The organism is Halobaculum saliterrae (assembly GCF_009831625.1).
Taxonomy (GTDB): domain Archaea; phylum Halobacteriota; class Halobacteria; order Halobacteriales; family Haloferacaceae; genus Halobaculum; species Halobaculum saliterrae.
Map to the genome: position 1 here is coordinate 117,027 of NZ_WUUS01000010.1, position 14,781 is coordinate 131,807.

General features: G+C 71.1%; 15 protein-coding genes. 6 read left to right on the top strand and 9 right to left on the bottom strand.

The features are described 5' to 3' along the window. Positions 1-19: 19 nt before the first annotated feature. From GRX01_RS15535 to glyA, 3 genes are all read right to left on the bottom strand, one after another. On the bottom strand, positions 20-982 hold the full coding sequence (locus GRX01_RS15535; protein WP_159669633.1) for an alpha/beta hydrolase: 963 nt from the start codon (positions 980-982) through the stop codon (positions 20-22). 85 nt (positions 983-1,067) lie between these two features. Continuing rightward, on the bottom strand, positions 1,068-1,952 hold the full coding sequence (locus tag GRX01_RS15540; RefSeq protein WP_159669636.1) for a tetrahydrofolate dehydrogenase/cyclohydrolase catalytic domain-containing protein: 885 nt from the start codon (positions 1,950-1,952) through the stop codon (positions 1,068-1,070). A gap of 120 nt (positions 1,953-2,072) precedes the next feature. Beyond that, on the bottom strand, positions 2,073-3,320 hold the full coding sequence (glyA, locus tag GRX01_RS15545) for a serine hydroxymethyltransferase (protein ID WP_159669639.1): 1,248 nt from the start codon (positions 3,318-3,320) through the stop codon (positions 2,073-2,075). A 98-nt stretch (positions 3,321-3,418) separates the two neighbouring features. On the opposite strand from glyA, the gene GRX01_RS15550 reads away from it, so the two are divergent. Next, entirely contained in the window at positions 3,419-5,500 is a 2,082-nt protein-coding gene (locus GRX01_RS15550; RefSeq protein WP_159669642.1) for a hypothetical protein, read from the top strand. 19 nt (positions 5,501-5,519) lie between these two features. Here GRX01_RS15550 and GRX01_RS15555 read toward each other — a convergent pair whose 3' ends face one another. Beyond that, entirely contained in the window at positions 5,520-5,708 is a 189-nt protein-coding gene (locus GRX01_RS15555) for a hypothetical protein (protein WP_159669645.1), read from the bottom strand. A gap of 144 nt (positions 5,709-5,852) precedes the next feature. Here GRX01_RS15555 and tbsP point away from each other — a divergent pair, with 144 nt between their 5' ends. The 5 genes from tbsP (at position 5,853) to GRX01_RS15580 (ending at position 11,690) form a co-directional block, all read left to right on the top strand. After that, on the top strand, positions 5,853-6,671 hold the full coding sequence (gene tbsP, locus GRX01_RS15560) for a transcriptional regulator TbsP (protein WP_159669648.1): 819 nt from the start codon (positions 5,853-5,855) through the stop codon (positions 6,669-6,671). A 120-nt stretch (positions 6,672-6,791) separates the two neighbouring features. Beyond that, on the top strand, positions 6,792-8,510 hold the full coding sequence (locus GRX01_RS15565; RefSeq protein ID WP_159669651.1) for a YcaO-like family protein: 1,719 nt from the start codon (positions 6,792-6,794) through the stop codon (positions 8,508-8,510). Positions 8,511-8,583: 73 nt separating this feature from the next. Beyond that, entirely contained in the window at positions 8,584-10,110 is a 1,527-nt protein-coding gene (locus GRX01_RS15570; RefSeq protein WP_159669654.1) for a bifunctional metallophosphatase/5'-nucleotidase, read from the top strand. Positions 10,111-10,179: 69 nt separating this feature from the next. Continuing rightward, positions 10,180-10,632, top strand: a complete 453-nt coding sequence (locus GRX01_RS15575) for a universal stress protein (RefSeq protein WP_159669657.1) — start codon at positions 10,180-10,182, stop codon at positions 10,630-10,632. 104 nt (positions 10,633-10,736) lie between these two features. Next, a complete protein-coding gene (locus tag GRX01_RS15580) occupies positions 10,737-11,690 on the top strand; it encodes a biotin--[acetyl-CoA-carboxylase] ligase (protein WP_343161381.1) in 954 nt (317 codons plus the stop codon). A gap of 80 nt (positions 11,691-11,770) precedes the next feature. Here GRX01_RS15580 and GRX01_RS15585 read toward each other — a convergent pair whose 3' ends face one another. From GRX01_RS15585 to rpl12p, 5 genes are all read right to left on the bottom strand, one after another. Then, positions 11,771-12,217 carry a universal stress protein gene (locus tag GRX01_RS15585; RefSeq protein ID WP_201289622.1) on the bottom strand — a complete coding sequence of 149 codons (447 nt, stop codon included), beginning with the start codon at positions 12,215-12,217 and terminating at the stop codon, positions 11,771-11,773. Between the two features lie 221 nt (positions 12,218-12,438). Further along, the gene (locus GRX01_RS15590) at positions 12,439-12,705 is read right to left on the bottom strand and encodes an elongation factor 1-beta (RefSeq protein WP_159669660.1); all 267 of its coding nucleotides are present in this window, start codon (positions 12,703-12,705) and stop codon (positions 12,439-12,441) included. A gap of 2 nt (positions 12,706-12,707) precedes the next feature. After that, a complete protein-coding gene (locus tag GRX01_RS15595) occupies positions 12,708-12,893 on the bottom strand; it encodes an HVO_2753 family zinc finger protein (RefSeq protein WP_159669663.1) in 186 nt (61 codons plus the stop codon). Positions 12,894-12,998: 105 nt separating this feature from the next. Beyond that, the gene (locus GRX01_RS15600; RefSeq protein WP_321168152.1) at positions 12,999-14,198 is read right to left on the bottom strand and encodes a tripartite tricarboxylate transporter permease; all 1,200 of its coding nucleotides are present in this window, start codon (positions 14,196-14,198) and stop codon (positions 12,999-13,001) included. A gap of 226 nt (positions 14,199-14,424) precedes the next feature. Beyond that, positions 14,425-14,775 (bottom strand): 50S ribosomal protein P1, encoded by a 351-nt coding sequence (gene rpl12p / locus GRX01_RS15605; protein WP_159669669.1) that lies wholly within the window; start codon positions 14,773-14,775, stop codon positions 14,425-14,427. Positions 14,776-14,781 lie beyond the last annotated feature (6 nt).

The window sequence follows — 14,781 nt, forward strand, 5'->3', positions numbered from 1 at the left end:
GCGGGGCCGACCGCTCGCCTCACCCGTCGCTCTTCTCGAACCCCTCGCGAAGCGCCGCGGCCGTGTCCGCCAGTACCCCGCGGGCCGCGCTCACACCGAGTTCGCCGAGCATCCCGGCGACGCCGTGGATCAGCGACGGGTAGTGGAGGTGGTCGACGGGGACGCCGGCGTCCGCGAGCGCCTCGGCGTAAGCGACTCCCTCGTCGCGCAGCGGGTCGAACCCGCAGGTGACGACCGTCGCCGACGGGAGGTCGGCGTGGCTGCACGCCGCCAACGGACACGCGTACGGGTTCGCGAGTTCGAGGTCGCTCCGCCAGTAGTGCCGTCTGAAGTAGTCGATGTCCGCCGGTTCGAGGTAGTAGCCCTCGCCGTTCTCCTCGTAGGACGGCCAGTCTCCGGCGGGGTCCACGACCGGATAGACGAGCGTCTGGTGGTCGATGGCCGGGCCGCCCGTCTCGCGGGCATGCAGGGCGGCCGCCGCGGCGAAGTTGCCGCCCGCGCTGTCGCCGCCGACGGCGAGCCGACCGTCCCCGTCCACCGCTTCGGGGCCGTTCGCGACCCACTCCGTCGCCGCGATCGCGTCCTCCACCCCCGCGGGAAACGGGTCCTCCGGAGCGAGCCGGTAGTCGACCGAGACGACGACGCAGTCCGCCTCGTCGGCGAGCACCCGGCAGATCCCGTCGACCGTGTCGAGCGACCCGATCACCCAGCCGCCGCCGTGGAAGTAGACGAGTACCGGGAACGGCCCCTCGCCCTCGGGCGTGTACACCCTGATCGGGACCTCCGGCCCGTCGCCGTACCCGGGGACTGTGCGGTCCGTGACCGTCGCCAGTTCCGGGACGTCCGTCGGCTCGCCGCGCCAGTCGGAGAAGAACTCGCGAGCCTCCCGCGGGGGGAGGTCGTGCAGATCCGGCACGTCGGCGTCGTCCATCGTCTCCAACAGCTCCCTCGCCTCGGGGTCGAGGTCCGCGTCTCTGTCCATGCGGGACGATACCAAGTGGCGGAGAATAAATCGGTTGCCGGGGGGCGAACGACAACGGAGAAGACGAGTCGCGGCGGCGTCCCGTTCAGGGAAGGTCGATCTCGACGCCGTGCTGTTCGCCCGCGGCCTTCACTGTGTTGTACAGCAACATCGCGCGGGTCATCGGACCGACGCCGCCGGGGACGGGAGTGATCGCGCCCGCCTTCCCGGCGACCCCGTCGTAGTCCACGTCGCCGACGAGCGTCGACTCGCCGTCGCGCTCGACGCGGTTGATCCCCACGTCGATGACGGTCGCGCCCTCGCTCACCATGTCGGCAGTGATGAACTCCGGGATGCCGGCGGCGGCGACGACGATATCCGCGCGGCGGGTGTGGCTGGCGAGGTCGTCGGTCCGGGAGTGACACACCGTGGTCGTCGCGTTGCCGCCCTCGCCGCGACCGAAGAGGAGGTTGGCCATCGGCTTGCCGACGATGTCCGAGCGACCGACGACGACCGCCTCCTTCCCCTCCGGGTCCACGTCCGCCGACGCGAGCAGGCGCTGGATGCCGTGGGGCGTGCAGGGCTTGAATCGCGGGTTGCCTGCGACGAGGCGCCCCACGTTCTCCGGGTGGAAGCCGTCCACGTCCTTCGCGGGGTCGACCGAACGCAGGACGCGTCGGGTGTCGACGTGGTCGACAACGGGCATCTGGACGAGGATCCCGTGGACCTCGTCGTCCGCGTTCAGTTCCTCGATCGTGTCGTACAGTTCCTCGGCGGGCGCGTCGTTGTCCACGTCGACGTGGATCCCTCGCATCCCGACCTCCTCGCAGTCGTTCTGCTTCATCGAGACGTACGTCTCGCTGGCGGGGTCGTCGCTCATCAGCACGGTCGCGAGCGCGGGGTCGACGCCCTCCGCTTGGAGCGTCTCCACGCAGTCAGCGACGCCCGAACGGATCTCGGCGGCGACGGCGTTCCCGTCGATATCGGTCATGGTCGATGGGGCGGCGGCGACGCGTAAGAATCCTCGGGTTCGTGCATACCGACCGCCATATTCAGACGAGAATATGCATAGATGTGGTGTTCGGTCCGGCTGACGTGGCCGCCCGCCGACCTACTCGTACAGCGGGTTCGCGTCGGTCAGCTCGTCGACGCGCTCGCGGACCTCGGCGATGGTCGACTCGTCCTCGACGTTGTCGACGACCCGGTGGATGAGGTCGCCGACCTCGCGGCAGTCGGCCTCGTCGAAGCCGCGGGTGGTGAGCGCGGGCGTCCCGGCGCGGATGCCCGAGGGGTCGAATGGCGAGCGCGTCTCGCCGGGCACCGTGTTCGCGTTGAGGACGATGCCGGCGTCGGCGAGCGCCTCCTCGGCGTCGCCGCCGGAGGTGTCGGGGTGGGATTCACGCAGGTCGACGAGCACGAGGTGGGTGTCGGTGCCGCCGGAGACGACCTCGAAGCCGTTGTCCGCGAACGACTCCGCCAGCGCCTCGGCGTTGTCGACGACCTGCTGTGCGTACCCCTCGAACTCGGGCTCCAGCGCCTCGCCGAAGCCGACGGCCTTGCCCGCGATGTTGTGCATCAGGGGGCCGCCCTGCCCGCCGGGGAACACCGCCGCGTCGACGGCGTCGGCGTGCTCCTCGTCGCACATGACGATGCCGCCGCGACCGGCGCGGATCGTCTTGTGGGTGGAGCCGGTCACGAAGTCCGCGACGCCGACGGGCGAGTCGTGGACGCCCGCGGCGACGAGTCCGGTGATGTGGGCGATGTCCGCGAGGTGGTGGGCGCCGACGTCGTCCGCGACCGCCTGGATGCGCTCCCACTCGACCTCCCGCGGGTACGCCGAGTACCCGGAGACGATGATGTCGGGGTCGAACTCCTCGGCCTGCGTCTCCAGCGCCTCGTAGTCGATGTAGCCCGTCTCGGGGTCGACGCCGTACTGCTCGACCTCGAACAGCTGGCCGGTGAAGTTCGCGGGATGACCGTGGCTGAGGTGCCCGCCGTGTTCGAGTTCCAGCGAGAGGATCTTGTCGCCCGGGTCCAGCGTCGCGAGGTAGACGGCCATGTTGGCCTGCGTGCCCGAGTGGGGCTGGACGTTGACGTGCTCGGCGCCCCACAGCTCCGTGGCGCGCTCGATCGCGAGCTCCTCAACGTCGTCGGCGAACTCACAGCCCGCGTAGTAGCGCTTGCCGGGATACCCCTCGGCGTACTTGTTCGTGAGGGCGCTGCCCTGCGCCTCCAACACGGCCTCGGAGACGTGGTTCTCGGAGGCGATCATCGCCAGCGTGTCCTGTTGTCGGCGAACCTCGCCCTCGAGGGCGTCCGCGACGGCCGGATCTGTCTCGCGTACCTCGGGATACTCCATACCGATGGTCGGGCGAGCGTCGACAAAAAGCCATGCGTACTCGCGTGCGGCCGGGCGATACCGATAAATGGGACCGACCCACAGGTCCGTCCAGTCGAATGCAGGTCGAACGGACCGAGGAGGGGTTCCGGGCGGTCGACGCCGCCAAACAGTCCATCGACGTTCGGGTGGACGGCTGGAGCGACCGCGCCGACGCGTCGATCCCGTCGCTCGAGTCCGCCATCGACGCGCTCGACCTCGGGGACACCTGGACGCCGGACGCGACGGTGTCGGGGTCGGTCGAGTCCCTCGGGTTTCCGCCGGTGTACGCGCCGATACGCGACGTCGACACCGGGGAGATGTACGACCTCGGCAGCGGCACCGGCCCGCTGTCGATCCCCGAGGGGTCGTACGCGCTCTGCGTCGAGAGCAGGGTCGACGTGTACGTCCGCTTCGAGGGGGCCGTGACGATCGAGAAGCCGCGATACGAGCGGCTTCGGGTTCGGTTCCCGACGACGACCGCCGTCGAGATCGGGTTCGCCGGCGGCGTCCACGACGAGCCGGAGACGGTGACGGTGCCGCGGACGCCCGAGGGAGTCGCGACGGCGCTCTCGACGTTTCCGGCCGGGCATCGCACCTCGACCGCCGACCGCTCGTTCGACAGCATGCGCGGGATGCCGCCGCGGATCGCGTTCGGGGAATCGGTCTCGGTTCCAGAGACGCTGCGTGAGTCGCGCGCCGACGCCGACGTGCGTGTCGTCGTTCCTCCGGACCTCGACTACCTGTTCGTCGTCTCGCCGTTGGCCCACTACGTCGGCGCCGATATCGCCGTCGAGCCGGGGGGTCGCCCCCGTCTCGAAACGCCCGGCGGGATCCGCACGCTCCCGGGGCTCCCCGAGTTGCAGGACGCGGTCGCCTCGCTGCTCGAACGGACGTTCCACCTCGACTGCGTCGTCAGGGAGGCCGGCCCGCACGGCTCGGACCTGTCGGTCGGAGCGGTGGCCTCGGAACTCGATCTCGACGCCGAGTCGCTGTACGCCGCATCGCCGGGGGAACGGCTCGACGCGTACCTCGAGACGCCGTTCGAGTCGGTCCGCGATCGGTTCCCCGAGTGGCACCTGTCGATGTCGATCGACCCCCGGTACGACCACGTGCCGACGCTGTCGCACCTCCTCGCGAACGTCCCGCATGTCCGGGTCGCGGAGTCCACCGCGCTGCCGGAGTCGGAGTGGCTCGACACCTCGCTGTCCGACTTCTACCGACGCGACGCGGGAGAGGTCGCGTCCGTCGACCCCGTCCGACCGTCGCTGGGGCCGGGACGTACGCACGGCTGGCTCGCCGAGGGCGTACCGATAGACGCGTTCAAAACGGTTCCGGAGGCGTACGAGAACCGAGGCCGATACCTCGATTCCGCGGGCGAGCCGATCTCGATCGTCGCGATCCTGAACGACGGGGACATGCGCGAGGAGCACGACACCGTCGCCGCCCACTACCGCGAGCGCGCGGAGGCACTCGGCCTCGAGGTGTCGGTCCGGGAGCACCTCAGCGTCGACGAGCTCGCCTCGACGTTCGAGTCGCGCACCGACCTCGTCCACTACATCGGCCACTGCGAGCGGGACGGCCTCCGGTGTGCCGACGGCTACCTCTCGGCGTCGTCGCTCTCAGCGTCGAACGCCCAGACGTTCTTCTTGAACGCCTGCGGCTCCTTCCACGAGGGGGTGGAGCTGATCCGGAAGGGGAGCGTCGCGGGCGCGGTCACGTTCAGCGAGGTGCTCGACGGGCAGGCCGCGACGGTCGGAACGATGTTCGCCCGGCTGCTCGTCACGGGCTACTGCATGGAGCGGGCGCTCGACAAGTCGCGGCGCCAGATCATGACCGGTAAGGACTACGCCGTCGTCGGCGACGGAACGCACGTCCTGACGAAGTCGGAGCACATCGTCGGCACCGACGTTCGCGTGACTCACGCCGGATCGGACGGCTTCGACGTGACGGTCTCGATGGGCGCGCCCTGGATGGCGGGCGGGTTCTTCCGGCCGTACCTGCAGGAGGGCGACGAGACGCATCTCTTGGGCGAGCGCAGGGAGTTCACTGTCGACCGTCCGTCGCTGATCGAGTTCCTCTCGTACGCGGACGCCCCCGTGCTGTTCGACGGGGAACTCCGCTGGTCGAACGAGCTGGCCGAGGACCTCCGGGGGCCGTAGGCGCACTCGAACGCTGTCGTCAGGGCCCCGACGACACGTCGCCGACGCCGGTCGGGTCGGTCGCGAACTCCGTTGCCACAGCCGCATCCGCAGTGAGGGCCAACGCCAACACGACCGCCAGCACGGTCGCCACCGCGATCCACAGGTGTCGGTTGTCGCCGAGCGTCAGTACCGATCCGATCGTTCGTACGCCGAGCGGGCGGACCATATATTCACAATAATCATGTATGTACTTAACAGTTAGGACAGATTATATCTCGGTCCCTCGCGGACGTATTCCCCACGTAGAGCGCTTTATTCTACCGAATCTCCGTTAGTATTAAATATTCAACCGGCGTCTCTGTAGGTACCAATGGCCACCAACGTATTCGAGCGATCGATGAACGAGGTCCTCCGGTCCCTGTTCGATCGGTCCGCGGGCGAACTCGTCATCGTCGATCCGAACGCGGCGACGCTCGAGTCGCTCATCGACGTGGGATCCGACTACGACGACGACCTCCCGACGCTGAACGTGCTCGCGGACAGCCGCATGCTCAAGGACGTGATGGACGACTTCCTCGTCGCCGGCGACGCGGCCGACCTGGTCGACGCCGGGTCGATGACGCTGCGCGAGCTGGACGGCGACGCCGACAACACGCTCGTGGCCGGCGAGGACGAGCTGTACGCAATCGTGTCGGCGGGAGAACATGTCGCCGCGCTCGCGGCCGACGACGAGTCGTTCGCCGCGGACGCCTATGAGACGTACCGCGGTCAGTGGGCGGACGCGGAGCCGTTCTCCCTCCGCACGCCGGCGCTCTCTCGCGTCCGCGAGACCCTCGACGAGGACATCGGGGAGGCGGTCCGTGCCGACTTCGACGCGGTGCTCACCTCGCTCGAGACCGCCCGCGGCGACGGCGACGGTCTCGACGAGGTGACGATCTCGCTGCTCGTCGCCGCGAAGAACGACGTGCTCCTGTACGACATCAGCAAGTGGGGCGAGGACATCGGCATCGCCTCGAAGGCGACGTTCTCTCGTACGAAGACGCGGCTCGAGGACCTGGGCCTCATCGACACCGAGAAGGTGCCCATCGACGTGGGCCGTCCCCGCCTCCGCCTGAAGCTCGGGGACGACCGGCTTCGCGAGGCCTCCGGCGACGAGTTGGCGAGCGTCGCCCACCGGATGCTGAACTGAGCCGGGCGAGCGACCGAGCCGACCGGGCCCCACGCCGAGCGCGCCCGCCGGATCCGACTCCACGGCGGACGTATCCGCCCGACCGGCCACCTTTTTGTGCGACTCACTCCACGGGCGGGCATGGACATCGCCATCGTCGGCCCGGACCCCGCCGCCGAGCCGATCCGGGGCGCCTTCGCCGACATCGAAGCGAACGTGATGGAGGTGAATGCCGGCCTCCTGGACGGGTTCGACTTCGCCGTCGTCGTCGGTACCACCGGCGACGACGCGTTCCGCACCGCGACCCGGCTCGTCGACGACTGGGTCGCCGTCGAGATCGGCGGCGTCGGCGGCCGCGCGATCGAGGGACTCGACGCCGCGGTCACCGTCTTCTCCGCGGACACCGGCTGTTACGACTGCCTGCGCGACCGCGTTCGCGCCAACGTCCCGACGACGGACACGACGCCACAGGGAACCCGAAGCGCCGTCCGCTTCGCGGGGGCCCTCGCGGGTCGACGCGCCATTCAACACCTCTCGGGAGACGGCGTGGCGGGGACCGTCACCGAGGTCGACGGTCCGGAGCGACGCTTCCTTCCCTCCCCCGGATGCGACTGCGGTGCCGCCTCGACGGGGTTCGAGCTTCGAGCCCCCGAGGAGCCGGTCGGCCTCGACGACGCCGTCGACCGGATGGACCGGGCGGTCGACGACCGCCTCGGCGTCGTCACCGAGGTGGGGGAGCGCGAGTCGGTGCCGGCGCCGTACTACATCGCACGGACGACCGACACCGCCGCGTTCGCGGACACGCGCTGTGCGGAGTTCGGGGCCGGCGTCGCCGCCGACTGGGACGCCGCATACGCGAAGGCGATCGGCGAGGCGCTCGAACGGTACTGTGCCGGCACCTACCGCGCGTCGTCGTTCCGGTCGGCGCCGACGGCGGGCGTCGTCGATGCCGTCCCGGTGGACCGGTTCGTCCGCCCCGCCGACGCCGAGACGCCGGAATCGGACGACCACATCCCGTGGGTATCCGGGATCGATCTGGCGAGTCGCGAGTCGGCGTCCCTCCCCGCGGAGTTCGTCGTGTTCCCGCCGCCCGAGGAGCGGTTCGCCCCGGCGATCACGACGGGGCTCGGGCTGGGGAACTCGACGGCCGAGGCGGTGCTGTCGGGGCTGTACGAGACCGTCGAGCGCGACGCGTCGATGCTGGCGTGGTACTCGACGTTCGAGCCGATGGGCCTCGACGTCGACGACGAGGGGTTCGAGACGCTGCGCAAACGGGCGCGGGCCGAGGACCTCTCGGTGACCGCGCTGCTGCTCACACAGGACGTGGACGTGCCCGTCGTCGGCGCCGCGGTCCACCGCGATGCCGAGACCGGTGAGTGGCCGCGGTTCGCGATGGGCTCTGCGGCGGACCTCGACGCCGCGGCCGCCGCCCGGAGCGCGCTCGCGGAGGCGCTGCAGAACTGGATGGAGCTGCGCGCGATGGGGCCCGAGCAGGCGAGCCGCGAGGAGGGCGCGATCGGCTCGTACGCCGACTTCCCCGAGCGCGTCCGGCAGTTCGTCTCCCCGGACGTGACGCTCCCCGCGGGGGACGTGACCGATGCCGACGCGGCGGAACTCGACGGCGTCGCCGAGGTCGAGGCGGTCGTGGACCGCCTCGCCGCCGCCGACCTCGACGCGTACGCCGCGCGCCTCACCACCCGCGACGTGGCCGCGCTCGGCTTCGAGGGCGTGCGCGTGCTCGTCCCCGAGGCGCAACCGCTGTTCACCGGCGAGCCGTTCTTCGGGGACAGACTGGAGTCGGTGTCGGCGTCAATGGGGTTCGAGCCGGAGCCGGATCGGGCATACCATCCGTTCCCGTAGCGGGGGCGACGCGCCCCCGCCGACGGAACCCGGAGCGTTCTTGGCCGCCACCCCACACCGTTCACCCACTCGAATGCCCCGGTTCGTCCACTACTCCGACATCGAGAACGTCTACGACGACTCCGAGCGCGCGGGGCGCCTCGCCGGTCTGATCACCGAGCTCGACGGCCCCGACGCCGCCGTCGTCGGGTCGGGGGACAACACCTCACCGGGCGTCGCGGCGACGGTCTCGAGGGGGCGTCAGGCGGTCGACTTCTTCCGTGCGATCGGCACGGACGTGGAGACGTTCGGCAACCACGACTTCGACTTCGGCACCGACGCGACCCGCGCGATCGTCGCCGACTCCCCGCAGACGTGGGTGTCCGCGAACGTCCGCGACGAGGCCGGCGAACCGTTCGGCGAGGCCGAGGGCGTCGTTCCGTGGACCGTCGAGCGCGTCGACGGCGCGCGCGTCGGCTTCCTCGGCGTCACCGACCCGAGCACGGACTCCCTGAACCCCGCGGCCGCGGACATGACGTTCACCGACCCGTACGAGGCCGCCCGCGAGGCGGTCGCGGCGATGGACGCTGAAGTCGACGCCGACGCCGAAGCTGAAGGCGAGGGCGGAGGCGTCGACTACGTCGTCGCGGTCTCCCACCTCGGCGGCGGCGACGATGACCTCGCCCGCGTCGACGGGATCGACCTGGTCCTCGGCGGCCACATCCACAGCGAGCGCGCCGAGGAGGTCGACGGCGTGGTGTGCACCCGCCCGGGCGTCAACGGCGAGACGGTGCTTGAGGTTACGCTCGACGACGACGGCGCGAGCGTCACCCGCCACAGTCCCGAGAGCGCACCCGTCGATGATCACCTCGCGGACGCGCTGCGCGAGCGCATCGCCGCCGCGGGCCTCGACGAGCCCGTCGGCACCGTCGAGGAGCCGATCGTCCGCAGCGAGGAGACGGTCCACGGCGGGGAGTGCCGCCTCGGCAACCTCGTCGCCGACGCCTATCGGTGGACAGCGGACGCCGACGTCGGGCTCCAGAACGCCGGCGGCCTCCGTCTGGGCCACGATCTGGCCGGCGAGGTGACGCTCGCGGACTTCCTGTCGGTGCTGCCGTTCGAGGAGCCGATCGTCGTCGTCGAGCTCACGGGGGCGGAGCTGCGCGCGGCGCTGTCGGAGATGTCGGCGGCGGTCGTCGACTTCGGCGAGGACGGCTGGTGGCACGGGCACCTCAGCGGCGCGAGGGTTGTCTGGGACGACGACCGCGAGGAGCTGATCGACGCGAACGTCGACGGCGAGCCGATCGACCCCGATCGACTGTATCGCGTCGCGACGCCGGAGTACCTCCTGCACTCGGACCACGAGTTCCCGACGATCGAGGAGCGACACCGCGCCGGCGAGCACGGGATCCAACACGAGGTGCTGGCCGAGTACGTCCGCGAACACGGGATCGATCCCGCGATCGAGGGACGGATCGAACGCGTGTCCGGCGAGGCCGCCGCCGCCGCCATCGAGGCGGCCGACGGCGCGGCCACCGCGTCGCGGGACGGCTCGGAGTCGCGGGGCGACTCGACCGGCCCGGGCGACGCGTCCGCGTCCGGACGGGTCGACGACGAGTGACGACCGACCGCCCGTGACGACGGCGAGCCAAGAGGAAGTGTTTACACGCGTCGGCGCGTCCGGCCGACAATGACGTTGGTCGTCGTACCGGTTCGATACCCGCTCTCGAAGCACTCCAGGGCGACGCTCTCGGAGGCGATCCGGATCGCCGACGAACGCGACGCCGAGTTGACGGTCCTCCACGTCGACCTCTATCAGGACGGCAAGGAGGTGACCCGGACACAGCTCAAGCGCGCGGTCGAACGCGAGTTCGACCGACTGCCCAGCGTCCGGTACGTCGTTCGCCGCGGCTTCCTCGTCGAGGAGACCATCCTCGACGAGGTCGCGGCCGAGGAGGCGGACGTGGTCGTCATCGGCGCAAAGCAGGCGAGCCGCTGGCGCCGAACGATCCGGAAACTGTTCTCGGACCCCGACATCGAGACGTTCCTGAAGGGGAAGCTCGATGCGACGGTCATCACCGTCCGCGCGAACGGTCAGTCGACGGAGTTCGTGTCCACCGACGGCGGGCACGACGATCCGTGACGGGCGACACCGACGGCGGCGAGGGGGACGAGAGCGGCGGAGACAACGGCGACGGGAGCGGAGCCGGCGTCCGAGACGCCGGCGTTCCCGCGTCCCGGCGTGAGATACTCGACGCCCTCGCGGACGGACCGGTGACCGGGCCGGCGCTGGCCGACCGGCTCGGCGTGTCGCGCGCGGCGGTGTGGAACCACGTCGAGGCGCTGCGCGAGGCCGGGGTCGCCGTGGAGAGCGGCGAGGACGGCTACGCCGTGACGGACGTGTCGGGCTACTCCGGAGAGGCGATCGCCTACGGGCTCGACGCGCCGTTCGACGTGGACTACCACGACAGCGTCGGCTCGACGAACGACCGGGCGCGCGAACTCGCCGCGACCGGCGCGCGCGACGTGGTGGTCGTCGCCGACGAGCAGACCGCCTCGCGCGGACGACTCGACCGCGAATGGGTCTCGCCGCCGGGCGGCGTCTGGCTGTCGGTCGTCCTCCGTCCGGAGGCGCCGCCGGCCCACGCCCCCGCGTACACGCTCGCGATGGCCGTGGCGGTGGCGCGCGCGTGTCGCGAGACCGGAGTCGACGCGCGGATCAAATGGCCCAACGACGTGCTCGTCGGCGACAGCCGGGAGACCGAGACGGAGCCGGCCGAGCGCGGCGGCCGGAAGCTGTGTGGCATCCTCACCGAGATGGAGGGGGAGGCCGACCGCGTCTCCTGGCTCGTCGTCGGCGTCGGCCTCAACGCGAACGTCGACCCCGCCGACCTGCCGGCGTCGGCCGATGCGACGAGTCTGCTCGCCGAGCGCGGCGAGCCGGTCGACCGGCGCGTGCTCGTCCAGCGGATCCTCGAGGAGTTCGACGCGCTCACGGACGACCTCCGCGGGGCCGTCGACGCGTGGGAGGAGTACGCGGACACCGTGGGTCGGCGCGTCCGTGTCGATACCCCCGGCGGCGTCGTCGAGGGCGACGCCGTCGGGATCGAGTTCCCCGGCGCGCTCGTGGTCGACACGGGAGCGGAGACCGTCCGGGTGACGGCGGGCGACTGCGAACACCTGCGCCCCGTCGACCGTTGATCGGCCGCTGACGACGGCTGATCGCTGTCCATCGGTCGCCGACACGGACGATACCCGCTGGCCGGCCGGTTTTTCGATCCCTACGTCGCGTCCCCGACCCGCACGGTGAGTACCGGGACGGTCGACGACCGGACGACCGTTTCGGCGACGCTCCCGAGCAGGAGCCGGTCGATCCCCCCGCGACCGTGCGTCCCCATCACGATCAGATCACAGTCGTTGTCCTCGGCGTAGCGGACGATCTCCCGACTCGGCGAGCCGTCGATCACCGCCGTCTCCACGGGTACGTCGTAATCGTCGCCGAGCCCCTCCACCAGCGAGACGGCGTCCTCGGCGTCGCCCCGAAGCATCTCGTCTATCCCCTCCCAACTCGACTCCATCGGCATCCCCGCGTACGACGCCGAGTTGACGACGTACAGCGCGTGGACGGTGGCCCCGTGCTGGACCGCGAGGTCGACGGCGTGGCGTACCGCGCGCTCGACACCGTCGGAGCCGTCGGTCGGGACGAGGATCCGGTCGTACATCCCCATGGGAAGGTCTGTCGAACCCTGACGGCGTGGCGGCATTAATCTTCCCACGAACCGCCCGCCGTCTCTCGGATCCGGGTTTCGATTCGTAACGGATCGGCGCGGCGCACGGAACGGCGAGCCGGCCGGACGCGCCGTGCCGACGAGCCGACGGCTCACGGGCGGCGCGGAACAGTGAGAAGTGGGTGTCGGACCGGCGTCCGATCCGGCGGGAACGGGGCCGGCTACAGGCGGCCGACTTCCTCGACACTCACGCTCTCGACGCCATCCACGCCGGAGAACGCCTCCTCGACGGCCTCGGTGCCGCCGGCGTCGTCGGGGACGACGACCATCGGCAGGAGGGCGACGAGGCCGAACGCGACGTCGTCGCGGTCGACGTTGCGGATCTCCGCGCCCTGCGGAAGCGACTCCTCCAGCTTCTGCTGGAGCTCGTCGAGGTCGATGTCGGGGCTCTGCGGCATGACCTTCATCTTCGCGGCGACCTTCCCCATGGTCAGGGCCCCCGGAAGCCGCAGTCGGGACACTCGTAGAGGTTGCTCTGCTTGCGGCACTTCGCGCAGCGGCTGATCTGCGTGCCACAGTCGGGGCATTTGAACGTCGCCGCGGCCGTCCCCGCGACGTTGATGCCACAGGAGACGCAGCGTCGCTCGGAACGCTGCTCGGACTCTGACTGGCTCATACGGGTAGTGACCGGCGCGCGGGTTTTAACGGTTGTCTTTCAGACGGCCCCGACCCCACGCCCCGCCCCGAGTTCGTGCGAATCGGTGTCGTGTGACGGGACGGATCACGCGATCACGAGCGGCCCGAGCAACACGCCCATCAGGTGCACCCGCCGACAGCCGAGCCGGACGGGGACGAACCCGACCGCGGCCGCCGCGAGACACACGACCAGCCCGAGCACGCCGGCGAACGCGACCGACAGCAGCGCCAGTCCCGCCAACACCGCCGCGACCAACTGCGCGTGTGGGAGCCCGCCGACGACGCGGAGCGCGGCGTCGCCGAGCAGCACCACCGCGACGGCCCCGACCGCGCCGGCGATCACCACCGCCGAGAGCAGCGGCGGGAGCGCGGCCGGGACGCCGGCGTCGTCCAGGGCGACGAGCACGCCCGAGCGCGCCGCGTCGAACGACCAGTAGGCGAACAGCGCGAACACCGCCGTCGCCGTGTTCGCGCCGCTGGTCGCGACGACGTACTCGCGGGTCGGGTCGCGACCGGCAGTCGCGGGGAGTGCCAGCACGGCCGCAACGCCTGCGGACACCCCCGGAAGATAGCCGACCGCGGCGCCGCCGCCCGCACCGGCCGCGGCGGCACCCGTCAACTCGCGGCCGGACAGCCCCAGCCGGGCGTCTCCCTGCGGCGGGACGCCGGCGCCGCCGAGCGCGTCGACGAGGACGGGAACGCCGAACAGCCCGGCGAACAGCGGGGCGAGGATCCCGCCGGTCGACACCACGGGGTCCGTCGGCGCGTCGAGCGCGACGAGTCCCAGCGCCGTCGCAAGCGCGAACGAGACCGCGCCGGCGAGCCGGCGCCGATTGGTCGACTCGGTGAGCACGAGCGACAGCGCCACCCCGGCGAGGAGGACCGGCAGCCACTCACGTAGGTGTGGGTACGTGACGCGCATCCCCGCGGTGACGACGACTGCGACGGGGAGCGCGATCGCGAGCGCCAACCCCGACCCGATCGCCGAGAGCCGCATCGCCTCGCGGCCGCGACCCTCCGCGACGAGCGTGTGTCCCGGGAGCGCCGCGGCCGCCATCGCCGCGTCGGTGACGCCGAGCGCGAGCGACGGCACCACGTCGAGGAAGGTGTGGACGACGCCGGCGGCCACCATCGCACAGCCGAGCGGGAGCGGCGGGGCGTCGAGCGCCGGCGCCGCGGCCGCGAGCAGGAACGCGAAGTTGTTCGCGTGCAGCCCGGGGACCAGTCCGCTGCAACAGCCGAGCGCGCACCCGGCGAGCGTGTACGCGAGCAGGGCGGTTCCCACGGACGGGGCGACGGCGGGAAACGACAACACCGGGGAGGAGTGCGCCCGTCATCGCGTTTCAACGCTCGGACCGCGGCGGACGTTCGGGTCGAGAAGGCACAGGACGTCGGGCCGAGGAACCGCCTCGTCGGGTACCGGTCACAGGGACGGCGCGGTCGCTGCCGGTCGGGGTCAAAAGAAGTGTGGTCTCGTCGAGTCGATCGAGACGAGGTGAGCGTCGCCGGCGTCAGCCGAAGAGCTCGCCCAGGCCCTCGCCCGAGTCGCCCTCGTCGTCGTCGTCATCGTCGGCGGCCGCCTCGTCGGCGGCCTCCTCCTCGTCGGCCTCGTCGTCGCCGTCGTCGGCCTCCGCCTCGTCGGCGGAACCGCCGGCGGCGGCGCCAGCGGCGCCCGCGGCGGGCGCGGCGGCGGCCGTGTCGATGGCCTCCTCGATGTCGACGTCCTCCAGCGCGGCCACGAGGGCCTTCACGCGGGATTCCTCGACGTCGACGCCGGCGGCTTCGAGCACCGCCGTGACGTTGTCCTCGTTGATCTCCTCGTCCGTCTCGTTCAGGATGAGTGCAGCGTAAACGTATTCCATGGTCCT